Consider the following 18,627-nt stretch of genomic DNA (forward strand, 5'->3'; position numbering starts at 1 on the left):
AGCGATTAGAGTAAACAATCTGGGGTTTAGGCCAGGTAATCAGGCGTTTGTTTTATTTAATTTTAAAAAGGAGTGGAGACATTATGGCACAGGTAAAAGAACAAAAGTTGGAACAGTTGGACATGAAGCGTGATCGTTACCATATGATCATTAATGGAGAACGGACGGAGAGTTCTACAGGTGAAACGATGACCATTCATAACCCGGCGACAGGCGAAGCGATTGCGCAGGTGGACAAAGCTTCGATTGAAGACGTCGATCGCGCCGTTGCAGCAGCACGTAATGCTTTTGATAACGGAAAATGGAAGCGCTATCCTATCAACAAGCGCTCACGTACGATGAATAAAATCGCAGGAATCATGCGTTCCCGTTTCAACGAATTAGTAGAGTTGGAGATTCTTGATTCAGGTAAGACGCTATCAGCCGCACAGGGACAGGTCATGCAAGCCATTGAGGATTTCGAGTTTTATGCAGGGGCAATTGTCGGTCACCGCGGTACCGTCAACAATTTGCCTGGCGCGTTCCATAACTATACAGAAAAAGAGCCGGTCGGGGTCTGTGCCCAGATTATTCCATGGAACTATCCGATGATGATGGCGGCCTGGAAAATAGCTCCGGCAATTGCTGCTGGATGTTCTGTAGTAGTAAAGCCCGCGTCACTTACTCCTTTGACTGCCATTGTAATGGGCGAAATTTGTATCGAAGCCGGCGTTCCAGAAGGTGTCGTCAACATTGTTCCTGGTTCTGGTTCTGAAGCAGGTAACCATTTAGTAGAGCATCCAGATGTCGACAAGGTGGCCTTCACCGGTTCTACACCTATTGGGAAAGACATCATGGCAAAAGCTTCCGAGACTTTGAAACGAGTCACATTGGAACTTGGCGGAAAATCTCCTAGCATCGTGTTTGATGATACCGATGTCGATGCAGCTGTTGATGGTTCCTTGTTCGGTATTTTCTATAACACCGGGCAGTCCTGTGAAGCACGCTCCCGTTTATACGTACATGAAGATATCTATGATGAGTTCATGGAAAAATTCGTGGCGAAAACGAAGAAGCTGAACCTGGGGAACCCGTTCGAAAAAGACACCCATATCGGTGCGATTATCAGCCAGCAGCAACTGGAAGTCATTGATGGTTATGTAAAATCAGCGATTGAAGATGGAGCGACTGTATTGGCTGGCGGGAAGCCTGCGATAGTAGAAGGGTATGAAAATGGCCACTGGTACGAGCCAACTATTATTACAGATGTCAACCACGATATGAAAGCAGTTCAGGAAGAGATCTTCGGGCCAGTCGTGGTTGTCATGAAGTTCAGCGATGAAAAAGAAGTGATCAAGCTTGCCAACGACAGTGATTATGGTTTAGGTTCCGCGGTTTGGACAAAGGATCATGGCCGTGCAACTCGCGTAGCTAACCAGATCGAAGCGGGTATCGTAATGGTCAACTGCCCATTCTCCGCATTCCCGGGCACACCATTCGGAGGCTATAAACAGTCAGGTTTTGGTCGCGAACTTTGTGTGGAAACGCTTGATTTATATACGGAGACAAAGAGTATCATCTCTTATTACGGCAGCAAGCCAATTAATCCGCTCGGCGTATGATAAATCAGCAAATAAAGGCTGTCTCCTGGAGGCAGCCTTCTCCTTTCGGTTGTAAGCATAGCTTTAAGGTGGAATATGGGCGAGTTAAGGCGGAAAAGCTGTCTATCAAATAAGAATAATAGATTACTGGGGGTTAGGTCGTGATCAATAAAATAGTAGTCGTCGGATCAGGTGTGATGGGGCGAGGGATCGCTTATGTAAGTGCCGTGGGCGGTTATGAGACAGTGCTTGTAGATATCAAAGAAGAACAGCTTGCCAGTGCAGAGGTTGAACTGGAGAAAGTATTCCATAAAGGAATTGAAAAAGGCAAGATTACACCGGAACAGCGTGATCAGGCTCATGGACTATTAGGCTATGCTACTGATCTGGCACAAGCTGTCACAGATGCCGATTTGGTGATAGAAGCGGTGCCGGAAAAGCAAGAAATCAAGCGTAAGGTTTTTGAAACGGTGGACCAGCATGCCAAAGAGAACTGTTACTTCGCTACCAACACTTCAACGATGAGCCCCACAGAAATCGGCTCCTATACGAAACGCCCCGGAAAGCTGATAGCGATGCACTTTTTCAATCCTGTCTATAAGATGCCGCTTGTAGAGATTGTACGCGGACTGGAGACAAGCGATGAAACAGCGGAAGTGATCCGTAATGTAGCCGAACAAATGGGGAAAGAAACGGTGGTCGTAAATGAGTTCCCTGGGTTTGTGACGAGCAGAATCAGCACGCTCGTCGGAAATGAAGCTTTTTATATGCTTCAGGAAGGCGTCGGCACACCGGAAGAAATTGATAAAGCGATCAAGCTGGGACTCAACTATCCGATGGGACCATTTGAACTGGGCGATATGGTTGGGCTCGATGCCCGGTTGAATAACTTGAAGTACTTGCATGAAAAACTTGGCGATAAATATCGTCCTGCACCCCTGTTAGAGCAATACGTTAAAGCTGGCCGGTTAGGAAGGAAAACAGGGCGCGGAGTATATGACTACCGTGAAAAGGAAGTGATGAAATGAAAGAGGTTGTCATCGTAGATGCTGTTCGTACCCCAATAGGAAGATATCGTGGTGCATTGAAGCACGTCCGTCCGGATGATTTGGGTGCTGTTGTCATTCGCTCTCTGCTCGAACGGAATGCTGACGTGCCGGCCGAGGAACTGGAAGAAGTCGTGCTTGGCAATGCCAATCAGGCAGGAGAGGATAACCGGAATGTTGCCCGGATGTCGGCGCTGCTTGCAGGACTACCGGTAGAAGTTGCTGGCGTGACGGTCAATCGTTTGTGCGGGTCGGGACTTGATGCAGTCAATTACGCAGCACGGGCAATTATGGCAAATGAAGGGGAGGTTTTCATTGCAGGTGGAACGGAAAGCATGACCAGGGCCCCGTTTGTCATGGCCAAGCCGACAAGTGAATTTCCTCGTGGTAATCAGGAAATGTTCGATACGACAATCGGCTGGCGGTTTGTTAATGATAAGCTAGCCAGGGAATACGGGACCGACAGTATGCCGGAAACAGCAGAAAATGTAGCTGAGCGTTACCAGATTTCCAGGGAAGCACAAGATCGATTTGCTTATAATAGTCAACAGAAAGCGAAACAGGCGATGGAAACAGGTCGTTTTAAAGAGGAGATTGTACCGGTCGTCTATCAGGATCGGAAAGGAAATGAAACCACTGTGGATACGGATGAACACCCGCGTCCTGAAACTACTTTAGAAAAACTCGGAAAACTAAGGTCATTGTTCGAGGGAGGTTCGATTACGGCTGGAAATGCTTCCGGAGTCAATGACGGAGCATCCGCACTGTTGTTGATGTCGAGGGAGAAAGCAGAAACATTAGGGCTGAAGCCGCTCGCTAAGTATGTTATATCTGCCACCGCGGGACTTGAACCGAAAATGATGGGGCTGGGACCGATTTATGCCACCAGAAAAGCATTGAAGCGTTCGAATCTATCAATCTCTGATTTTGGCTTAGTAGAATTGAATGAAGCCTTTGCGTCCCAATCACTCGAATGCATCAAACAATTGGAGTTGGATGAGGACAAAGTAAATGTCAATGGAGGAGCCATCGCCTTCGGCCACCCGTTAGGAGCAAGTGGTGCCAGAATTTTGACTACATTAGTCCATGAAATGAAGAAACAGGATGTCCAGTATGGTCTCGCCACGATGTGTGTCGGGGTCGGTCAGGGCATAGCTGCGATTATAGAAAATATACGTACATAAGTAGTGGCTGCCTATCTTGTTTCTAAGAAATTAGATTGCTGGATGAACACAAGCGGAGGCTTGTGTTTTTCTATGAGAATAACAGAAAATATAACAGTTGTTTTTATGTAGGTTGTTGATATATAACAGTAAAATCATTACAATAGAACGTGTAAACGCTTTAATCACATGTAAGGGAGAGCTGATGCGATGCATGTACCATTAATATTGACTGATTTCTTAGATCGAGCGGTTGAACTTTACGGAGACAAGCCGGCAATCATCGATGATGAGCGGGTGCTTACATACCGGCAAATGAATGAACGGGTCAATCAACTTTCCCGGGGGCTGAAGGAGCTTGGGATAGAAAAAGGGGATAAAGTTGCTTATCTGGCACCAAATACTACCGAAATGCTGGAGGGCTTCTATGGTGTCTTTCAGGTTGGTGCAATCATGACGCCATTAAATACTAGATTAAAGCCAGCCGATTATCAATTCATCCTGGAACATAGTGAAAGCAAAGTATTATTTGTGGATCAGGATTTATATCCATTAGTAGAAGAAGTGTTGCCAGAGCTGCCGAATTTGGAGCAGGTCATCATCCACGGCAACGCTAAAGATGGCTGTTTTGCTTATGAAGAATGGCTGGAAACTTTTCCTGATGAATCTTTTGAAAGAGTGGAATTAGAAGAATCCGATATCGCGTCCTTATTATATACGAGTGGAACGACAGGTAACCCTAAAGGAGTGCTGCTGAGCCATCGCGCGAATTACCTCCATGCCCTTTCAACGATGCATCATCTTCGAGTTTCTGATCAGGATACGCTTCTTCATGTTTTACCAATGTTCCATGTCAACGGATGGGGTTCCCCTTTTTACTATACAGCCAATGGGGCGACTCAGGTTAGAAAAAATCAAGAAGCATAACGTTACGATTCTTCATATGGCTCCGACCGTGCTGAATATGGTCATTGAAGCATTTGAAGCAGAAAATCCTGCTTTGGAGCAGGACGTTCGAGTTGTTATTGCAGGCTCTGCTCCGCCTCCGGCTTTTGTCAGAAAAGTGGAAGAAGACTTGCACTGGAAGTTTATCCAGGTATACGGCATGACCGAGATATCTCCATTGATTACCACTTCCGAACTGCGTTCCATGGATCTTGATCGTCCGGCAGAGGAGCGGTACCGCCTGAAGGCTAAAGCTGGATATGAGATGATTGGCAGCAAAGTGAAAGTTGTCGATGAACTTGGTGACGAAGTACCCCATGATGGAAAAGCGATTGGGGAAATCGTTACGCGTACCAACGGCATGATGGAAGGCTATTATAAGAACCCGGAAGCCACAAACGAAACAATCCGGAATGGCTGGCTGCACACCGGCGATATGGCTGTCGTTGATGAAGGCGGGAATATCGAAATCGTCGATCGAAAGAAGGATGTCATCATCAGCGGTGGTGAAAATATTTCTTCGATTGAAGTAGAAGGGGCTCTCTACGAACACCCCTCTATCCTCGAAGCGGCTGTCGTGGCCGTGCCTAATGAAAAGTGGGGTGAGGTCCCTCATGCGGTCGTTGTCCTAAGAGAGGGAGAAACTTTGAGTGAAGGTGAAATCATCGCGTTCTGCAGGGAAAAACTGGCCCATTTCAAGGCTCCAAAAAGTGTCACGCTCACAGACGAGCTGCCGAAAACCGCCTCAGGTAAAATACAAAAAGTCGTCATCCGTAAATCTTTCTGGGAAGATAAGAATCGGATGGTCAATTAAGACTGGGTATTTGACGGCCCCTGATAACATAATATCAGGGGTTGTTTTTTTATTGGAAGAAGGGGAAATGAACGGGTAAGGAGGAATGTAGATGATCGGAAATGTAGAATTGGTATTGGATGCGAAAGCGTTTTTAGGAGAAGGACCAAGCTGGGATCGTGTACAACAGATGCTTTACTGGGTTGATATCGAAGGAAAAAAAGTCCATATTTACAATCCTGAAGACGGAGAAAATAGAGAAATTCATGTTGATCAGCGGGTAGGCGCGGTGGTCCCGAGGAATTCCGGTGGGGCTATCGCCGCTATGGAAAAGGGGTTTTATTCATTGGATCTAGAAACAGGGGAAAATCGGCAGATCACTGACCCGGAAGCTGGTGTTTCGGAAAACCGCTTCAATGATGGCAAGTGTGATCCAGAGGGGCGCTTCTGGGCAGGCACGATGAGTTATAGCGGCACCCCCGAAAACGGCGCGTTGTACTGCCTTGATACAGAGATGAAAGTTGAAAAAAAGGTCGATCACGTCAGTACCTCCAACGGGTTGGCCTGGTCACCGGATCACCGGTTTATGTACTTCATCGATACACCGACAAAGCAGGTGGTACGTTATGAATATGATCAACGAACCGGATCTATCCAGAACCCCGCCATTGTCGTGGAAATCCCTGAAGGTGAAGGAAAGCCGGACGGGATGACGATAGATACAGATGGTAACTTGTGGATCGCTCACTGGGGCGGCTCGAAAGTTTCTGTCTGGAACCCTGACAAAGGTGAGCAATTACGCACTATCCCTGTCCCCGCCTTGAATGTAACCTCCTGCGTTTTTGGCGGAGAAAAAATGAACGAGTTATACATTACAACTGCCAGTGTCGGGATGGAGGAAGCAGACTTATTGAGGTTTCCATCAGCAGGTGGTCTGTTCAAAGTTGAAACAGAGGTAACCGGAACCCCAACTTACCATTTCAAAGGTTAAAATTTTTATGAACTGTTCTAGTTTCCGGAAATAAACACTAAATATTAAGCCGATAAGAGGACCTAATCGCACATGATTGGGTCCTCTTAGTATGATATCAACGTTTTTAGGATTTCGGCTGGGAAGAGTCTAAGGACCCCAAGCAATGAATGACCACCTAGGAAAAGGGAAGCAGCCTCAGGGAAAATAAGAGTGACTCATAAATATATGATAGAAGTTTCTTTACATTTGAGTATGTTACGAATTCAAGTGTATTTTCAATAATCTTTTCTTTAGCTATATAATCTTAATCTTGAATTCATCTGAATTTTTTTGTCGAATGTATGCTAAGATAAAATATATGACTATTCAGAATTGAATAATTTTTTCGTTTAACATATGGGCTTATTGAAACAATAAAGAAAGTTATTCAAATATGAATAATGAGGTGGGTTCGATGACAGAGTGGGATGAATACAAAACGCTTTTGCATTCTCTTCAAGAAGATATTCTAGTTACGACAACAGATGGAACGATCGTCAAAGTTAGTGAAGCGACGGGCAAGATTTATGATGTCAATGTCGATGAGTTGATGGGGAGGTCTGTCTTTGACTTGGAAAGAGAAGGTCTTTTCACACCGCTGGCAACGCCGATGGTGGTCGAATCTAAGGGAAGAGTGACGTTTGTCCAAACAGTTGCTGATGGTAAGAAGCTTCTGGTTACGGGATTGCCTGTGTTTGATGATGATGAGAAACTCGTTCGAGTGGTCAGTTATTCCCATGATGTAACGGAACTTATGGAAATTAAAGCAGGTATGGAAGAAATGACGGTGGAAATGGAACGTGTACGGGGTGAGCTGCATCGTTTGAAACAGCAGAGTGAAGAAAAACTCATTGGAAAAAGTGATGGATTGCGCAATGTGCTTGCTACAGCTGAACAAGTGGCTGGCGTGGATGCGAATGTCCTGCTTCTCGGAGAGTCTGGTGTGGGGAAAACGCATCTGGCGAAAATGATTCATGACAAAAGTGAACGAGCTGATGGCCCTTTTATTGAGGTCAATTGTGGGGCGATACCGGATGCCTTGTTCGAAGCAGAGCTTTTCGAATATAAAGGGGGTTCTTTTACAGGCGCGAACAAAGGTGGGAAAAAAGGGTTTGTGGAAATGGCTAGCGGCGGCACGTTGTTCCTTGATGAAGTCGGTGAACTCTCATTACAGAATCAGGTGAAGGTATTGAAGCTGATCCAGGAAAAGTCCTTCTACCCAGTAGGTGGTCGCAAAGAGACCCATTCTGACTTCCGGTTGATCAGTGCTACCAATAGACAGCTTGAAAAATCCGTTGAGAACAAGCAGTTCCGGGAAGACCTCTACTTTCGTTTAAATGTAGTGCCCATCACGATTCCCCCTTTGAGAGAACGAAAAGAAGACATCACTCCTCTGATCCAATCCTTTATGGATCACTTCACAAGTCGTTATAACAGAAAGAGAGTATTGAGCAGAGAAGTTCTTCATGACTTAAACGAGCTGGAGTGGAGGGGAAATGTAAGAGAGCTGACCAACCTTTTAGAACGACTGGTTGTCACTTCACCCACCCCCATTATTCATCCAGCTGATCTGCCTGAAGGCTACCGAAGGAATATCGATACTTATTCAGAAATGAATAATCTTGAAGAATCTCTGAACGAAACACTAGAAAGAGTGGAAAAAGAAAGGCTCGTGCAGGCAAGAAGAAAATTTAAAACGACAACAAAAATAGCTAATGCTTTAGGGATCAGTCAACCTAGTGTAGTCAGAAAACTCAAAAAACACAGAATAAAATAAAAATTTGGCATGGCTTTTGCAAGGAAGAAGGTAAGGGATGAAAATCTTTTGCTTTTTTTATTACTTATTTAAGGAGTGGGGAAGATGGAGGCTAAACAGAAAAGCAGTCTGGAAAGAGGACAGTGGGAGCAAGATAGGGTGGATTACAGAACCAAACGCAATTACTTCTGGTTCATTGTTCCATCTCTATTAGGAGTATTGTTATTTTTATTCCCAATCCCTTACGGAGGAAAAATTACGATCGGTGTCGGTGTTATGGCCGAAACCATTCAAGCGATACTTGAGCCAATCCTTCCGGGTTTGATGACAGGTATTCTTGTACTCTCTGCTGTTATTCCGATATTTGCAAAATCAATAAAGCCAAAGGTGATTATGAATAGTCCTTTTATGAAACAACTCTTTTACATTAATACATTTTGGATGATTACTAGAATGATCGGAGCCTTGTTCGCACTCATGACCATTTTCGCGGTCGGACCGCTTATCATAACCTCTGACGTGACAGGAGGGACTATGCTTTATGCTCTCGTACCAGTTTTGGCGGCATGGTTCCTTTTTGCAGGAGTATTGATGCCGCTCCTCATGCAATTCGGTCTGATGGATTTTATCGGAACAATGTTGCGTAAGGTTATGAGGCCGGTTTTTAAATTGCCTGGCCGTTCCTCAATTGATGCTCTGGCTTCTTGGATGGGAGCGGGAACAGTGGGAGTTTTAATCACCACCAAACAATATGAAGAAGGATATTACACGAAGCGTGAAGCGTCGATCATCGCTACGAACTTCTCCATCAATAGTATCGCGTTCAGTTTGGTTGTCATTAGTTTTATAGGTTTAGAAGAGTATTTTGTTCCTTTTTATTTGACCGTAGTAGTCGCGGGCTTGGTTGCAGCTTTCATCTGTCCCCGTATCCCTCCGTTATCAAGGAAAGCGGACACATACTACGAAGAGACCGGGAAACAAATTTCTGAAAATACCCCGAAAGGGATGTCCAATTTTCAATGGGGTGTAGAAAGAGCGCTCGAAAAAGCGTCAGAGGTCAAGGGGATCAAGCAAGTAAGCAAACAAGGCTTACAGACTGTCCTTGATATCTATTTTGCCTTAATTCCATTAGTGATGGCGCTCGGGACCATTGCCTTGATCATCGCGGAATTCACTCCATTTTTCACCTACTTATCGATGCCGATAGTTCCGGTTCTCCAATGGATGCAAATCCCGGAAGCGGCTCAAGCAGCTCCAGCGATGCTCGTCGGATTCGCGGATATGTTCCTGCCAGCTGTCATCGGTGCTGGTATCGAAAGTGAACTGACTCGTTTCATCATTGCTGCTATTTCGTTGACCCAGCTGATTTACATGTCTGAAATAGGAATACTGCTCGTCAAATCCAAGATTCCGATTTCAGTATGGGAGCTTGCGATTATCTTTATACAAAGAACCATCATCACTCTTCCAATTATCGTAGTGATTGCACATTTTATTTTATAGGGGGACATTCTAATGAAAACATCTTTTGAAGAATTATATACACGTTTGCCGGATTTACTCGCACCTAGCATGGCCAAAGACCATCCAAACCTCCCTGTGGTGAAAGAGGAAGGGTGCTATTATTATGGGACAGACGGCAAGGAGTATTTGGATTTTACGTCGGGAATCGCAGTGGCCAACACAGGCCATCGCCATCCGAAAGTCGTCAAGGCCATAAAAGAAGGTGCTGATAAGTTGATGCATGGTCCGTCTGGAGTAATCATGTATGATTCGATTCTCCGGGTAGCAGCTCGGCTGCAAGGTATTTTACCGGGGAACCTCGATTGTTTCTTCTTTGCAAATAGCGGAACAGAAGCGATTGAAGGAGCATTGAAGCTGGCCAAATACGTGACCCAACGCCCTTATGTCATATCCTTCACTGGCTGTTTCCACGGCCGTTCGGTGGGAGCGCTCGGTGTCAGTACATCGAAAAGTAAGTATCGTAAATTTTTACAGCCGAATGGTCTGACCTATCAACTTCCTTATGCAGATATGGAAGGGTGTCCTAAAGGAGAAGATGTAGCCAAGTACTGTGTGAACAAGCTGGAAAAAGATTTCGAGCTACTGTTTGACCATCAAGTGACCTCGGAGGAAGTCGCGTGCGTCATTGTCGAGCCGGTACTAGGAGAAGGAGGATATATCATTCCTCCAAGAGAATGGTTGCAAAAAGTACGTGAAATTTGTGATCAGCACGGCATTTTATTGATTTTTGATGAGGTGCAAACTGGATTTGGTCGGACAGGCGAATGGTTTGCCGCTCAAACCTTCGGGGTAACTCCTGACATCATGGCCATTGCCAAAGGAATTGCTTCAGGGATGCCGCTGAGTGCCACGGTTGCTTCCAAAGAACTGATGAGCAAATGGCCGATGGGTACCCACGGCACAACCTTCGGTGGCAATCCCATTGCCTGCTCCGCTGCTCTTGCCACTTTGGACGTCATAGAAGAAGAAAACCTCCTCCATAATTCAAAAACACTTGGTGCTTATGCGGTGAATCACCTGAAGGCACTACGGAAAAACCATAAAGTGATCGGCGACGTCCGTGGTGTCGGCTTGATGATCGGCATCGAAATCGTTGACCCTGTAAGTGGGGAACCTGACGGAGAAGGTATGATGCGCGTATTGGATCTGTCCCTTGAAAAAGGTGTCTTATTCTACCTTTGTGGGAAGCATCAAGAAGTCATTCGTATGATTCCACCATTGATTGTTACTCAGGAGCAGATCGATCAAGGGTTGGAAGTGTTTGAAGAAGCTGTTGTTGAATATGAAAAAGCCCTAACGGTTTACTAGATGGTTATGTTAGTAGAGGAAATCATTCAAGGGTCATATTTTTAAGAGAAAAAAGGAACTTCTCAAATTTGTGAAGTTCCTTCTTCTTATGCAAATAACAACATTAGAGTTAACATAATCTTCTAACTTGATCTGTAAAAAAACGTTTTGATTTCTAAAAATGACCCTGTTAGCTTACGTTATTATTAATTCAATGGTTGCTGGGGAGCAGGCGCGTAGCTTTGGAGCATCTGTGTCATATCCTGCTGGGCAAGCTGTGGTACTTGGTAATAGCCATGCTTATTTTGATATAAGAACAGCTCGTAGCTCATTTCAATTAAGTTCGGTACGCTGTCGGCAACAACTCTTCGCAACACAGGATTCGTCATTTCAAGCGCAGTCATCGCCATGGTCGATGCCAATCCTTTCACCTGACCAAGCATGAATGAAGAGTATTCGGCATCAGTCAGTTCTGTCGGATTTTGAGCAGGTTTTTTTGGCTGTCCTGGTTTCATCCCATAAACGACATCATTGTTTAGTGTCATTTTGTAGACATGGGTGGACTGCGATGGCTTTTGGCCAGTCTTGAAGCTTTCCGTCATGGTGTTATAAAGCTCGGTAGTGAAATTTTCCTGTCGAGTTAAAATGTCTTTTAACTCGGGATCCTGGATATTCTGCTCGAACATTTTATATTGATCGAGCATACCTATCACTCCGCTAATTACTTCGTGCGCATCAAAAAGCTCGTGCCCTCCGTGACTCATATTGGGGGGCATATTGGAAGAAACCTGCTGGCTGCCATTCATTTGGGCTTGATTCATTTGATTTTGATTTTGCATATTTTTCCCTCCATATCATAACTTCTTCCTTATTTTTAGCAAGGTAAGGAAAATTATGTAGGAAGGATTATAGGTTTTTAGCTTTCCGAGCCAAAAAATTACTGTCTTTCAGCCATTCTGGATGAATGGCTTTTCTGGAAGGGGAGAGATTCTTTAGATTCACTCCAGCTCCATAATAATAAGCCTGCCACACGATTTTTGAACAATACTGCTCATGATCCACACTGCCAAGCGGAGTCATGATGCGGTAGGCAGCTGTTGGATATTTTCTATATAGTTCTTCCAGGTAACCGGCTGCCTTTACACCGACTTCCGGTTCATTCGGAGTATAGATCGATATGGAACGGAATTTTTGAAAATAGCGGCTTATGCTGTCCTTCATGAGACCGGATGGTATCGAATGGATGACTTCCCTGTGTTGATTTACGATACCCACGTGGCCAATGTACTTCGATTCACTTTGTCCAATTGGAGAAAACAACAAATCACCAGGTGAAATAGCTATATTGGTTCCTGGATAAGTAGCTGAATCATTATGAACGATGGGAACCCGGGCTTTCCGGGGTCTTAATAAAAATACAAAAAGACCAGTAGCCAGACTAAGCAATAAGGTGAGTACAGACGGCTTCTTCATACGTGTCCTTCTTTCTGACAATAGTTTAAGTCAATCGTAGGGCAATCAGAAGTAAAACTCAACTAAAAAAATCGGTGATTCTGCTTGTTTTCGAGGTGAAAAACGTGTTTACAAAAAAGATTCATGAGACAAATGTTTCTTCTGTCATTCCTATACCATGTTCATAGAAAGACCCCCTCGAATTCCATCACGAGAGGGTCACAATCGTTATTCAAAAATTGTGTTGGAAAGCAAACGATAGAGATGAGAAGTATGATCACGGAATCCAGCTTCTAACCCGATCAACGTCACATCTTTATCTTTCTCCTGAATAATGACAGCTTCACCGGCTGCTGTTTCACTATTTTTCCAGAAACCTGCCTGGAAAAAGTCAGCTTCCGCAAAAGAGGCTGCCAAAGTCTGATCATTCAGGTTGGTGTACCATACAGGATTGTAGACAAAGCCGATATCGTTGCTGACGTAACCTGCAGTTAAGGGAGATTCCAGATAGTCTACTTTCACGATTCCATTGCTATTGCGTGGTCCGGTCTCGATAGCGACATCTGTAAGCCCGATTGTTTTTGTAGCTTTAGATGCACCGGCTCCGACAGCAATATATTTCCCGCCACCTGTCACAAAGTTGTCTATCTGCTGTTGGAAAGTTTCGAATTGCTGAGCATTCTTTAAACCGAATGGCTGGTTGGCTTCCGATAGCTGATACGAAATCAGACTTTCAGTACCACTGTATACGAACACATCGTAGCCGGCCAAACCTTGTTCTGCTACTTGTTGAGGACTGATTTCATCAACCTCAAACCCTAACTTTTCAAGAGCGATTTTAGTTCCGGAATGAGATTGTGATTTCCAAATGCCTCCATCTTTTAAGATCGCCACGTCAACATTTTTCAAGGGTTCTGCCTGGGCAGGAATCTCTTTTGTATCTAATGTCAGCCCTGAATCTTTGACAAGCGTACGCAGGTTGCTGCCAGGCTGGTCTTCTACATAAAAGTCACCATTGGTATCCTTATAGACTGCCCCTCCATTTTGAAGCAGCTCATTTACAAGGGAAACAGCTTCAGTTGAGCTATTTGGGATCAGGTAAGGCCCCTTGCCTGAAAGTTCTCCATCTGCCTTAATATTATTGATCTCCACGGACTGGACATCAGGTTCTGCTTGAGCTGGTATTGCTTCGAACCCCCATAACTCTGGGAAGCTCCAGGCAGATATATCATACATAGCGGAAGTATCATCACTGATATCCTCGCCATCCCATAGGATTGTGTTTGCAAGACCGGCTTTTGCCTGATTCATAGAAACGATGAATGTTCCAGCTTCATATGGTTTCCCATTCAAGGTGAAAGCTTGCTTTGCTTTTTCTACTTCAATATCATTCTGCTGTAAATGCTCGATTGCTTTAAGCGTGGAGTTAGGATCGACTTTATCCGTTGGAAGCACGTAAGCTTCCGGGAAGAACCCTTTCTCATGGTCAGGGTGCTGAAAATTGATGCCTCTTTTAAAAATTTCAATCTGGTCTTTGATCATCTCATCTTTATTTTCCGTAGCAAATTTCAAAGCACCCATAACGGAATTAATTTGCCATTCTACTCCATCCCAAGTGTTGGATGGGGCTTCGATTGTCGCTCCATACGCACCATGATACATCGCGTACATTGGTGCGAATATAGGTGGGTAGTCGTCCCAGCCGGATGCTGCGTCCCGGGCGGGAATGTGCACACCTTCAATATTTTGATAGAAGTCAGTTTCATAACTTTCTTTATTGTTTACAATTTCTGCTTCCATCGCTTCTGCCTGGTCAAGTGCCCACTTGGAATATAAGTCATATTCATAGTTGGGGTTATGTGGTGGGGTAGTAGGCTCGATTAACCCAGGCTTCTCATCTGAATAATTGACATATCCATGCAAATCCAGGAAAACCATCGGGTTCCACTCTGTAAGCAGCTTCACGGATGCTTCTGTTTCCGGCTGGGATTGCGTAATATAGTCACGGTTTAAGTCGATTCCTTCCGCGTTATACCTGGTGGCATTTACACGACCGTCAGGGTTTACGATGGCGTTGAAAATCAGGATGTTATTTTCTAAAATCTCTTTTGTCTCCTGATCGTTTTCAAAAGCAAAACGCTCAATCAGCTTCAAAACAGCATCAGAGCCGACGAACTCATTACCATGGATAGATCCATCAATCATGATCGGAACCTTGAAGTCTGGATGTTTGTCCACCCAGTTTTGTGCATCTTCAGGATTTTGGAACATCTTATTTCTTAGTGCCTGGATTTTGCCGTATTTTCCTTTGGCTTCCGGGTCACTGATCGTAACAGCGTATATATCACGTCCTTCCGTCGATTGTCCCACGACTTCCAAGGATACCCGGTTGCTGTTTTTTTCAATCCTTTTCAGGTGTTCCACTATTTCTTCATAAGTAACATAATCATAGTGTTCCGAATTAAACGGACTTTGTTTCTGCTGGTCTGCCAAAACTGCTTTTGTTGAAGCAATAGCTAATGGCCCCATAACAATAACGGCCAACAAGAGCGCTCGAATAATTATTTTTTGCATATGTAAATCTCTCCCTTCATAAATATTCAACTATACTTATGAATATAAATTCAATAATCTTCCACTCAGATAATCCAAAATCAATAAAATGACCTATCTCTATAGGAATTTTTAACCCTTACAAATAAGGAGAAATGAATTAGAAATAAATGCCTGTTTTTGTATGTGGTTTATAAACCTCCTCCAAAAATGTGTTAAAATTTGGTTAAGCATCCACGTGAAATAACTACATGATGATAATTAAGGGGAGGTGAATCAACTGATCACTTATGAAATTATAGATTCTAAGCTACATAAGGTTAAACTAATGGATCAGGACGTAATAAGTGAGGAAATCGAAGCGATCGTAACCGATTTTGACCTCATCATATCCGAAAAGACGACACTAAGTACTAAAAAGGGTTCTGTACATTGGCATATCAAGAAACAAGATGAAACGGGCGTCTTAGAAATAACCTATTGGCCGAAGAAAGCAAGGCTCTGGATAGACATACATAATAATAGACGCAAAACGTGGAACCTTGGAGTGATTGAACCGATGGCAGACAGATTTTCGCAGGAGTTTGGGGGAAGCGTTGAAAACATTAGCAGGTAAACGGACGCCTTTAACGGCGTTCTTTTTTTTTATGGCAGAATAAATATTCTAAATTTTTTAAATAAATAATTCTAAATATGTTGAATTATTGATTCTATCCATATAGAATAAGGTAGAGGTGATAAATATGGAATTATTTTCTACAAGCAATAAGGGGCGGGAAACTTACCGTGTGGAAGTGGAGTACTCGTTGTTATGGGAAAGCGCATTGGGTATAGCGGCAATTACAAATAAGTCGTTGATCCAAACATTGGAACAGCCTCAGGGTTATTGGGAGACTATTAAAGCTTCATTATCAGAAGAAATGATCGAACATCTGGAGTATGTAGAAAAAAACAATACCTGGAAAGCATTGCTGCAATTATTACATGCGAGCGGTACAACGGACTTAAAGACTTTCAGATCGTATCTGAAAAATCTATCGGATGAAGAAATCAGGTATCTTTGTATTCCTTATATAGGGCAAGATAAGCAAGACCTCAGGGAAAAGGCTGCTTCAGGAGCAGGGGAAGCGATTGATCAGTTAAAGGATTTTACATCCAATAATCCTTTCTTCCCCACATATATTGAGTTTATTTGTAAAGTAGGGGCAGACGAGTTGAAAAGCCACCTCGCAGGTGTAATGGCAGGATGGTTTGAGACAGTGATTAAACCTCAAGAAGAAGAGCTGCATGCTATGTTGCAAAGAGACGTGGAAGATAAGCAGCGAATGATGAAAAAGCTTGGCTCCGAACCGTTTGTAGAGTGGGCGACAAATGGCATAAGCTATTTGCCGGAGCCAAGTGTATACAAAGTTCTTCTGATTCCTCAATACACCTATCGTCCTTGGAATGTGGAAGCTGATTTGGAAGGAGTAAAGGTTTTTTATTATCCGGTTGCGAATGAAAGCTTGCATCCGAAAGACAACTATATTCCTAATCAGATGCTCGTATTAAAATATAAAGCGTTAGGGGATGAAGTTCGGTTGAAGATCATGAAGATGCTCAGTGAACAACCTCGTTCGCTCCAAGAGTTGACCACCGAATTACAGATGGGTAAAACTACGGTACATCATCACCTGAAAATCCTGAAGTCTGCCAGGCTTATAGCAGCAGAAAAATCCGGATACTATGTTCAGGAACAAGCGTTGGCATCACTTCCAAAGGAAATGGATCAATACCTGGGTCACTTATAAGAAGGTTTGCTGGGGCTAAAGCTCTTTTTCTCATTCTTTTATTTTTTATGTAATCGTTTGATTTGGATGAAATAGTGGTATGTATATAAGGCTATAACACTACGAAATCTGATTACATAATTAAGGGGAGGAGCTATGAATAACGTAACGTTAGTTTTTTGGTATTCTATTACGATTTGTACGGCTTTTGTGCTTTGGGGAGTTTTTGCTCCGGATCATTTAGAGTCGGTTTCTAGTAACGTAACCAGCTATATCTCGAATGTGTTTGGCTGGTATTATCTATTGATCGTGATGGTGATGTTAGTTTTTTGTGTCTATTTGATTTTTTCCCGTTTTGGTAAAATCAGACTCGGAAAAGACAATGAACGTCCTGATTTCAGCTTACCCACCTGGTTTGCCATGTTATTCAGTGCAGGGATGGGGATGGGAATGGTCTTTTGGACAACTGCGGAACCGATCTCCCATGCTTTTAAAAATGCCCCTGTGGCAGAAACGGGTTCGGATCAGGCTATCAAGGATGCGCTTCAGTATTCCTTTTTCCACTGGGGTGTGCATGCCTGGGCAGTGTATGGCGTAGTCGCATTAGTCCTTGCATATTTTAAATTTCATAAAGGATATCCCGGCTTGATCAGTGCCACGCTGGTTCCGTTGTTCGGTGAAAAGAGCATGGGAGGCATAGCTGGTAAGCTGATTGATACGTTAGCAGTATTTGCTACTGTAGTTGGTGTCGCAGCGACGCTCGGTTTTGGCTCTGCTCAAATTAACGAAGGGTTGGCCTTCCTTTTTGATACTCCGAATAACTACGGTTTTCAATTACTGATATTAGCTGTAGCAACAGCATTATTCATCATTTCTGCCTGGTCAGGGATCCACAAAGGGATCAAGTACTTAAGCAACATCAATATGGGGCTCGGATTCTTATTGCTGATAATATTATTCATAGTCGGACCAAGCCTGTATATTTTGAATATGTTTACAAGTACGCTCGGAAGTTATATCACCAACTTCTTTGATATGAGTTTCCGTATCGCACCTTTGAATGAAGAAAACAGGTCGTGGATTAATGCCTGGACAATCTTTTACTGGGCCTGGTGGATATCATGGTCGCCTTTCGTAGGAATCTTCATTGCCCGGATATCCAGAGGCCGTACCATCAAAGAGTTCATGCTTGGAGTATTGGTGGTTCCTTCCCTTGTGTGCTTTATATTCTTTGCTGTATTTGGAGTATCAGCGTTGAATCTGGAGCAAAATGGAATGGCTGTAATTTCTAAATTCGCCATGGAGACAGCCACATTCGGAGTGCTTGAACAATATCCATTAGGGTCGCTGATGTCGTTCATCACTATCTTTGTTATAGCGATATTTTTCATTACTTCTGCTGATTCGGCAACATTTGTACTTGGCATGTTAAGTGCCGGGGGTTCCTTGAATCCTTCGAGTGCTGTCAAAATCATTTGGGGTCTGACATTGTCAGCAATGGCTGCCATCATTGTCTATTTTGGCGGGACCCAAGGCTTGCAGAATGTGCTGATTATTGCTGCACTGCCATTTTCGGTCGTAGTCCTATTTATGGGAGCGTCATTTTTCAAGGCGGCACGTAAGGAAATGGCGAAAGAAAAGAAGGAGAAACGTTTCAAGGATAAAGGAAAACCTCTTACTCCAAAAAAGGAAGGATAGTTCAAAGGAAAATATAATTAATAAAAGGGGCTGGTGCACCGGAGTGCGC

The 18,627-nt window shown here is 43.8% G+C and carries 13 protein-coding genes and 1 pseudogene; 11 read left to right on the forward strand and 3 right to left on the reverse strand.

Features of this window, described 5'->3' with window-relative positions; translation table 11 throughout:
* The first annotated feature begins 83 nt into the window (after positions 1–83).
* From BLV00_RS12275 to BLV00_RS12310, 8 genes and pseudogenes are all read left to right on the forward strand, one after another.
* Complete coding sequence (locus BLV00_RS12275; protein ID WP_093045268.1) at positions 84–1,601, forward strand: aldehyde dehydrogenase family protein; 1,518 nt, start codon at positions 84–86, stop codon at positions 1,599–1,601.
* A 140-nt stretch (positions 1,602–1,741) separates the two neighbouring features.
* A complete protein-coding gene (locus tag BLV00_RS12280) occupies positions 1,742–2,608 on the forward strand; it encodes a 3-hydroxyacyl-CoA dehydrogenase (protein ID WP_093045269.1) in 867 nt (288 codons plus the stop codon).
* Complete coding sequence (locus tag BLV00_RS12285; RefSeq protein WP_093045270.1) at positions 2,605–3,810, forward strand: thiolase family protein; 1,206 nt, start codon at positions 2,605–2,607, stop codon at positions 3,808–3,810. The genes BLV00_RS12280 and BLV00_RS12285 overlap by 4 nt, the downstream gene beginning before the upstream one ends.
* A gap of 189 nt (positions 3,811–3,999) precedes the next feature.
* Positions 4,000–5,548: pseudogene (locus BLV00_RS12290) on the forward strand (long-chain-fatty-acid--CoA ligase).
* Positions 5,549–5,639: 91 nt separating this feature from the next.
* On the forward strand, positions 5,640–6,518 hold the full coding sequence (locus tag BLV00_RS12295; protein ID WP_093045271.1) for an SMP-30/gluconolactonase/LRE family protein: 879 nt from the start codon (positions 5,640–5,642) through the stop codon (positions 6,516–6,518).
* A 436-nt stretch (positions 6,519–6,954) separates the two neighbouring features.
* Entirely contained in the window at positions 6,955–8,316 is a 1,362-nt protein-coding gene (locus tag BLV00_RS12300) for a sigma-54 interaction domain-containing protein (RefSeq protein WP_176791510.1), read from the forward strand.
* Between the two features lie 84 nt (positions 8,317–8,400).
* On the forward strand, positions 8,401–9,798 hold the full coding sequence (locus BLV00_RS12305) for a YjiH family protein (RefSeq protein ID WP_093045273.1): 1,398 nt from the start codon (positions 8,401–8,403) through the stop codon (positions 9,796–9,798).
* Between the two features lie 12 nt (positions 9,799–9,810).
* On the forward strand, positions 9,811–11,127 hold the full coding sequence (locus BLV00_RS12310) for an aspartate aminotransferase family protein (RefSeq protein ID WP_093045274.1): 1,317 nt from the start codon (positions 9,811–9,813) through the stop codon (positions 11,125–11,127).
* Between the two features lie 185 nt (positions 11,128–11,312).
* Here BLV00_RS12310 and BLV00_RS12315 read toward each other — a convergent pair whose 3' ends face one another.
* The 3 genes from BLV00_RS12315 to BLV00_RS12325 all read right to left on the reverse strand — a co-directional run bounded on the left by BLV00_RS12315 (position 11,313) and on the right by BLV00_RS12325 (position 15,132).
* On the reverse strand, positions 11,313–11,945 hold the full coding sequence (locus BLV00_RS12315) for a spore coat protein (RefSeq protein WP_093045275.1): 633 nt from the start codon (positions 11,943–11,945) through the stop codon (positions 11,313–11,315).
* 67 nt (positions 11,946–12,012) lie between these two features.
* A complete protein-coding gene (locus tag BLV00_RS12320) occupies positions 12,013–12,579 on the reverse strand; it encodes a YiiX/YebB-like N1pC/P60 family cysteine hydrolase (RefSeq protein ID WP_093045276.1) in 567 nt (188 codons plus the stop codon).
* A gap of 207 nt (positions 12,580–12,786) precedes the next feature.
* On the reverse strand, positions 12,787–15,132 hold the full coding sequence (locus tag BLV00_RS12325) for a M14 family zinc carboxypeptidase (RefSeq protein WP_093045277.1): 2,346 nt from the start codon (positions 15,130–15,132) through the stop codon (positions 12,787–12,789).
* Between the two features lie 250 nt (positions 15,133–15,382).
* On the opposite strand from BLV00_RS12325, the gene BLV00_RS12330 reads away from it, so the two are divergent.
* The 3 genes from BLV00_RS12330 to BLV00_RS12340 all read left to right on the forward strand — a co-directional run bounded on the left by BLV00_RS12330 (position 15,383) and on the right by BLV00_RS12340 (position 18,578).
* Positions 15,383–15,727 carry a hypothetical protein gene (locus BLV00_RS12330; RefSeq protein WP_093045278.1) on the forward strand — a complete coding sequence of 115 codons (345 nt, stop codon included), beginning with the start codon at positions 15,383–15,385 and terminating at the stop codon, positions 15,725–15,727.
* 127 nt (positions 15,728–15,854) lie between these two features.
* Positions 15,855–16,901 (forward strand): ArsR/SmtB family transcription factor, encoded by a 1,047-nt coding sequence (locus tag BLV00_RS12335; RefSeq protein ID WP_093045279.1) that lies wholly within the window; start codon positions 15,855–15,857, stop codon positions 16,899–16,901.
* A gap of 135 nt (positions 16,902–17,036) precedes the next feature.
* Positions 17,037–18,578 (forward strand): BCCT family transporter, encoded by a 1,542-nt coding sequence (locus BLV00_RS12340; protein ID WP_093045280.1) that lies wholly within the window; start codon positions 17,037–17,039, stop codon positions 18,576–18,578.
* The last annotated feature ends 49 nt before the right edge of the window (positions 18,579–18,627 follow it).

Origin of the sequence: Thalassobacillus cyri (genome assembly GCF_900107755.1) — a bacterium.
Classification (GTDB): domain Bacteria; phylum Bacillota; class Bacilli; order Bacillales; family Halobacillaceae; genus Thalassobacillus; species Thalassobacillus cyri.